Genomic DNA, 6146 nt, shown 5'->3' with positions numbered 1-6146 from the left:
TTTCTTATAGCGGAAAAAAAGATACGATAAAGAGTGCGTGCAAGAGCACGATACGCCCCATTCCATGTGGCGGAAGATGAGGCTTGTGCCATTACCACTTCCCGGAGGCCAACGATGAAATCTCTTGATGGAGGCTTGGCAACGGATCTGTCTGCAGAGTCGATGGAGTATCTATACAGCGAAGAGCGTACCATTGCCCAAGCAGAGGCGTTGCTACAGGAAGCAGAAGTGACAGGGAAGCGCTGGCAGGATGCCTTTACCGGATTGCTCAAGGATTATAAGCGGCTGAATCGGCAGTTGGATCGACTCAATCGTATCAACGACCGTAACCAGCTTCTGTTGCGGCGTCAGCATGCCAAACTGGCTGCCGATCAGAGCATCATCGAAAAGATTTTAACCAAAATGCGTGCAGGCGTACAATTTGATGAACACGCCATGCGCCATCTGCTCATGCCTCTGGACAACATGGCCGGGGATCTGCTCTTTTCCATGCGCCGACCAGATGGTGTCCGCCATATTTTGCTGGGGGATATTACCGGTCATGGCTTGCCAGCAGCCATTGTCGGGCCAGAGGTCTCCAATATCTTTCATACCATGACCCGCAAGGGCTATGCTGCCGGAGTAATCCTGGCCGAAATCAACCAAAATCTGCGTGATCGTCTGCCAACCGGTATCTATCTGGCCGCTACCATGCTGGAATGGGATGAGGGCAATCATCTTGTGCAAGCGTGGAATGGCGGCTTGCCGGAAGGGTTGCTCTTTCGTCAGGGGCGCTTGTGGGAACGTCTCCCCTCGGCAGGTTTTCCATTGGGGATTGTCAGCAATACGATGCAAAACTGGACACGACAGATCCTGCAGTTGCAGCCAGGTGATCGGGTGATTCTCTTTTCTGACGGCATCATCGAGGGCAGCAATGATGCGGGTGAATCGTTCGGTATGGAGCGGCTTTGTGATTGCCTGCAGCAGATGTATGCGCTGCAGGAGCCTTTGCACAGAGTGGTCGATAGGGCGCGACAGCATATCGGTGGTCAAGGTCGTTTTGAAGATGATATTACCATTGTTGAATTAACTGTGTAAAGATTGTTATGGCCATGGTTAATATCTGGTAACTATTCAGGTTCGTGCTGGCTCGCCAGCTCTACCCCCATGGGGATGCTGTGCGCATTGGCGCAAAAACGCGCGCCAATGCGCACAGCTTGCTTCCATTAGGCGCTTAAGCCGACGCAAAAAGCGCGTCGGCTTAGTTTGAAAAGCGCGCCAAAGGCAAAAGATTAAAAACAAAATCCCAGGGATTCCATCCCTGGACCCGGCCAGGGAGGTGCCCTCCCTGGACCCCCAGTTGTTTTGGGTGCTGAATAGTTACAATATCTGCTCATATTGGGGAAACAGGTGGTGACAGCTCTCGCTTTACCGGCCATTTTGGTCGTGGATGACAAACCGGCCAATCTGTTGGCCATGCGCAAATTGTTACAGCCGTTGGAGGTCGAAGTCCATGAGGCTGTGAATGGCGAAGAGGCTCTGCAGAAGGTGCTGGCCCATGCTCCAGCAGTGATCTTGTTGGATGTGGATATTCCTGGCATGGATGGCTATGAGGTGGCAGAGACTCTGAAGGAGTTCAGGGAGACCAGACATATTCCAATCCTCTTTTTGACCGCAGCCTTCAAGGATCGTCCGCATCTTTTGCAGGGGTATCGTTCTGGTGGAGTGGACTATCTGGAAAAGCCAATCGATGAGTTTATTTTATTATCCAAGGTGCGGATTTTTCTCGATCTTTACCAAACCAAACGGGCTCAGGAACAGGCATTATTATTATTACAACGCAGCGAAAGCAAATTTCGAGCGATGGTGGATCATGTCGGTATTGGCATGACCCGTGCCGGTGTCAAGGATCGGCGGATACTCGAGGCCAATCAAGCCTTTGCCAACATGTTGGGTTATGATTCGCCGGAAGAGTTGTATGGCAAGCGTATCGAGGAGTTTTCCCATCCGGACGATATGCGGATCAACAACGACTATATCGAACAGTTGCGAGCGGGCAAAATCTCCTCATTTCAGATGGAAAAGCGCTATCTGGGGCGCAATGGTCGGCTGATTTGGGGGCGTTTGACGGTAACCTTGATTCCGCGTTTGGGTGATGAAGCGGAATACATGGTGGCGGCTATCGAGGAGATTACCGAACTGCGGCACTTGCACGCGCAACTGGCCGAGAGCGAATCCCGTTTTCGCGTGGTTGCCAATTCGGCTCCAGTCTTGATTTGGCTGGCTGGTCCAGACAAATTGTATACTTGGTTTAACCAGCGTTGGTTGGATTTTACCGGTCGGAGTATGGAACAGGAGTTGGGTAATGGTTGGGCGGAGGGGGTGCATCCAGAGGATATGTCCCGCTGTCTGGCAGTCTATTACAGCCATTTTGATCGTCGTTTACCCTTTGTGATGAATTATCGGTTGCGTCGTCATGATGGACAGTGGCGGTGGTTGTTGGATCATGGCGTGCCGCGTTATGACGAACAGGGGCTGTTTTTAGGGTATATCGGCTCCTGTCTGGATGTCAGCGAGCAGCGCCAGGTGGAAAGTGATCTGCTGCGTGCCAAAGAGGAGGCGGAAACGGCCAATCGTGCCAAATCAGAATTTTTGGCCAATATGAGCCATGAAATTCGTACCCCGATGAATGCCATTTTGGGTATGGCCGATCTGTTATGGGAGAGTGAGCTGCATCCTGATCAGCGTAAATTTATGCAGATTTTTCGTTCGGCTGGAGAAAATTTACTCAGTATTATCAACGATGTGCTGGATTTATCCAAGATTGAGGCCGGTCATTTGCAGTTGGAATGCGTACCCCTGAATTTGACCGAAGAGATTGAGGTGGTGTGTGACATTATGGCACAAAGGGCGCAGAGCAAAGGGGTGCAATTGGTGCATCATCTGCAGCCGGAGGTGCCAGAATGGTTGGTTGGTGATCCAACCCGTTTGCGGCAGATCTTTCTGAATCTGTTGAGTGACGCTGTCAAATTTACCGAACAGGGCTCCATACTCTTTTCTGCCAAATATGTGGGAAAACGGGTTCTTTTTGGCAGTGAGCGGGTGGCGATTCAGTTTCGGATTGAAGACAGTGGCATTGGCATCGCGGCGGATCGCTTGCACAGTATCTTTGATCATTTTGTGCAGGCCGACAGCTCGATTACCCGCCGCTATGGGGGTACCGGTTTGGGTTTGGCGATTGTGAAAAGTCTGGTTCATAAAATGGCTGGGCAGATTGAAGTGGAGAGCCATTTGGGGCAAGGCAGTACCTTTTTTGTGACCATTCCCTTTGAAGTGGGACAGCAGGCGCAAGCGCAGCGTTTGCCTGATTTGCAGGGAATGCGCGTCTTGATTGTCGATGATGTGGAGGCCAATCGCATTGTCTTTCGGGAAAATTTGGAACAGATGCAGGCGGTAGTGGCCGAGGCTGCTGATGGAGTGGTGGCTTTGGAGATGATGGAACGGGCTTTGGCGGAAAAAAGGCCGTTTCAGTTGCTCTTGTTGGATGTACGGATGCCGGTGATGGATGGCTTTCAGTTGTTGGAGTGCTGGAATGCCATTGGTCACCAAGGTATTCCGATTTTAATGCTCAGCTCGGAACATCAGGAGAGTTATCTGCAACGTTGTGAAGAGTTGGGCGTGCGTCATTATTTGATAAAACCGGTTCGTCGTGCAGATTTGTTGCGTATTATCAGACAGATAACCCAAATAAAAGAGGAGAAGGGAGCAGCCTCGCTGGCCGATGAAGAAAAAGGCAAGAGAACGGTAGAAATTTTATTGGTGGAAGATTCTGAGGATAATCGTCTTTTGATTGCCACCTATTTGCGTGGTTTTTCTTGTCATTTGCAGAGTGCGGAAAATGGTGTGGAAGCGTTGGAGCGGTTGCGCCAGCAACGCTACGACGTGGTTTTGATGGATGTGCAGATGCCGGTGATGGATGGTTACACCGCAACACGGGCCTGGCGACGTCTCGAAGAGCAGCAAGGTTTGCCGCATGTGCCGATCATTGCCCTGACAGCACATGCCATGCCAGAAGATATTGCGCATAGTTTGCAAGCCGGGTGTGATGCCCATTTGGCCAAGCCGGTACGAAAGAAAAGTTTGTGGGAGATGATTGAGCGTTTTGTTTTTCCCGAGTAACGACTCTTATTAAATCTGGAGAGAAACAGGCAATTTCTTTGTGTATGCCAAGAGAAAGCTATTCCGTTGTTGATTATTTGCAAAGTCTGTAATAAAATAAAAAAGAGTTTAAGTTGCATAAATATAAAATACAGAAATAACTACTTTTAATCATGGCACACAAGGAAGCGATCAATAAAGGACTATAGCCAAGAGCAACGGGTGACCAGATAAGGGAGTTCAGGATGACTGAGAGTGCTGAGGGGAGAGAGATGCAGGAGGTGCAGAGTGGTTTTCGTCCCAATGCCAGCCATTTTCGCTTGATGTTGGATTATACCTTTGACTGGGAATATTGGGTCGGTCCGAATCGGCAGATTTGGTTTACCTCTCCGTCGTGTGAGCGTATTACCGGCTATCGGGCAGAAGAGTTTTTGGCCGATGCTGATCTGTTGTTGCGCATTGTGCATCTTGAAGATCTTGCCCGTTTGCAGGCGCATCACGAGCGGATGGAGCAGGAGTCCGATGAGGAGTTGGATTTTCGCATTGTGCGTCGTGATGGGGAGATTCGTTGGTTGGCGCATGGTTGCCGCCCGGTTTATCGGGAGGATGGTCGTTTTTTGGGGCGTCGGGTCAGCAATCGCGATATCACGGCCAAGCGCCATGCAGAGGAGCGTTTGATTGAGGCTTATGCCCGTCTGCAACAGCAGGAAGAGCATTTGCGTTGTGCCAAGGAGTCAGCAGAACAGGCTACGCGGGCCAAAAGTGATTTTATCTCCATGTTGAGTCATGAGATGCGTACTCCTCTCAATGTGGTATTGGGGATGACCGACCTGTTGCTTGAGGGAGAGTTGTCTGGGCAACAACAACATCTGCTGCAGCGGATTCAATCTTCAGGAACGCTGCTTTTGACTTTGATCAATCAGGTTTTGGATTTAGCCAAAATTGAGGCTGGCAAAATCCAACTATTGGAAGAGCCGGTTGAGCTGCGCTCTCTGTTGCTGGAGATGGTCGCTTTGCTGCAGGGACTGGCAGAGACAAAAGGGGTGGCTTTGTCGCTGCGCATTCGCGACGATGTTCCGGAATGGATCTCTTTGGATAGACATCGTCTGCAACAGATTATGCTTAATTTGTTGGGTAATTCCCTCAAATTTACCGAACAGGGTGAGGTTGTATTATTGGTGGATTTGTTGTCGGGAGAGGGTGAGTGGTTGCAATTGACGGTGCGTGATAGCGGCATTGGCATTGCCAGTGAGCAGTTGGAGCATATTTTTGACTCATTTTCGCAAGCAGACAGACGCATCCAGCAGCGTTATGGTGGCAGTGGCTTGGGGTTAACCATTTGTCGGCGTTTGCTGCATTTGATGGGTGGCGAAATTAGTGTGGAAAGCTGTCTGGGCCAGGGAACCACTTTTTTTGTCAAACTGCCCTTGCGTGCGTTGTCATCACCGATGTCGCCCTCTGTGCCAGAACATCGTGCGCATCCTGAGGTTGCCCTTCAGGAACAAATGTTACGGATTCTCCTTGCTGAAGATTCTGAAGACAATCAATTGTTGATTCGTCTCTATTTGCAGCAGAGTGGTCACATCTTATCGGTGGTGGGCAATGGTGCCGAGGCAGTGCGTCTGGTACAAGAGGGGGGAGTTGATCTGCTCTTGCTGGATATGCAGATGCCGATTATGGATGGTTACAGTGCTGCGCGCGCGATTCGCCAGTGGGAAGTTGCCACCAAAAGAGGCTCCCTGCCCATTTTGGCTTTGACTGCCCATGCCTTTTCGGAAGAAGGAGAGCGGTGTCTTGCTGCCGGTTGTGATGATTATCTGGTTAAACCCTTACGCAAAACCGTTTTGTTGCAGCGTATTCATCAATTGACCCTTGCCGAGGAGAGAGCCCTGTTTTCCTCTTCTTGTTGAGCGGTTCTCCTCTGCAAGGGATCACTGCCAGTTGCCCAGGGCAATCGCATTTGAAAATCAGAAAATTATTATGGAGGTCCAGGAGGAGATTATCTCCTC

The 6146-nt window shown here is 50.3% G+C and carries 3 protein-coding genes; all 3 read left to right on the top strand.

What is annotated here, in order from left to right; all coding sequences use genetic code 11:
- The first annotated feature begins 114 nt into the window (after positions 1-114).
- The 3 genes from EJP87_RS10900 (at position 115) to EJP87_RS10890 (ending at position 6047) form a co-directional block, all read left to right on the top strand.
- Positions 115-1077 carry a PP2C family protein-serine/threonine phosphatase gene (locus EJP87_RS10900; RefSeq protein WP_130471904.1) on the top strand — a complete coding sequence of 321 codons (963 nt, stop codon included), beginning with the start codon at positions 115-117 and terminating at the stop codon, positions 1075-1077.
- A 315-nt stretch (positions 1078-1392) separates the two neighbouring features.
- A complete protein-coding gene (locus tag EJP87_RS10895; RefSeq protein WP_130471903.1) occupies positions 1393-4158 on the top strand; it encodes a response regulator in 2766 nt (921 codons plus the stop codon).
- A gap of 224 nt (positions 4159-4382) precedes the next feature.
- On the top strand, positions 4383-6047 hold the full coding sequence (locus EJP87_RS10890) for a PAS domain-containing hybrid sensor histidine kinase/response regulator (protein ID WP_130471902.1): 1665 nt from the start codon (positions 4383-4385) through the stop codon (positions 6045-6047).
- Positions 6048-6146: the final 99 nt, after the last annotated feature.

It is taken from the genome of Candidatus Magnetaquicoccus inordinatus, assembly GCF_004217665.1.
Classification (GTDB): Bacteria; Pseudomonadota; Magnetococcia; order Magnetococcales; family Magnetaquicoccaceae; genus Magnetaquicoccus; species Magnetaquicoccus inordinatus.
The sequence above is the reverse complement of the archived record's forward strand: the minus strand, read 5'-3'. Positions and strand labels throughout refer to the sequence as shown.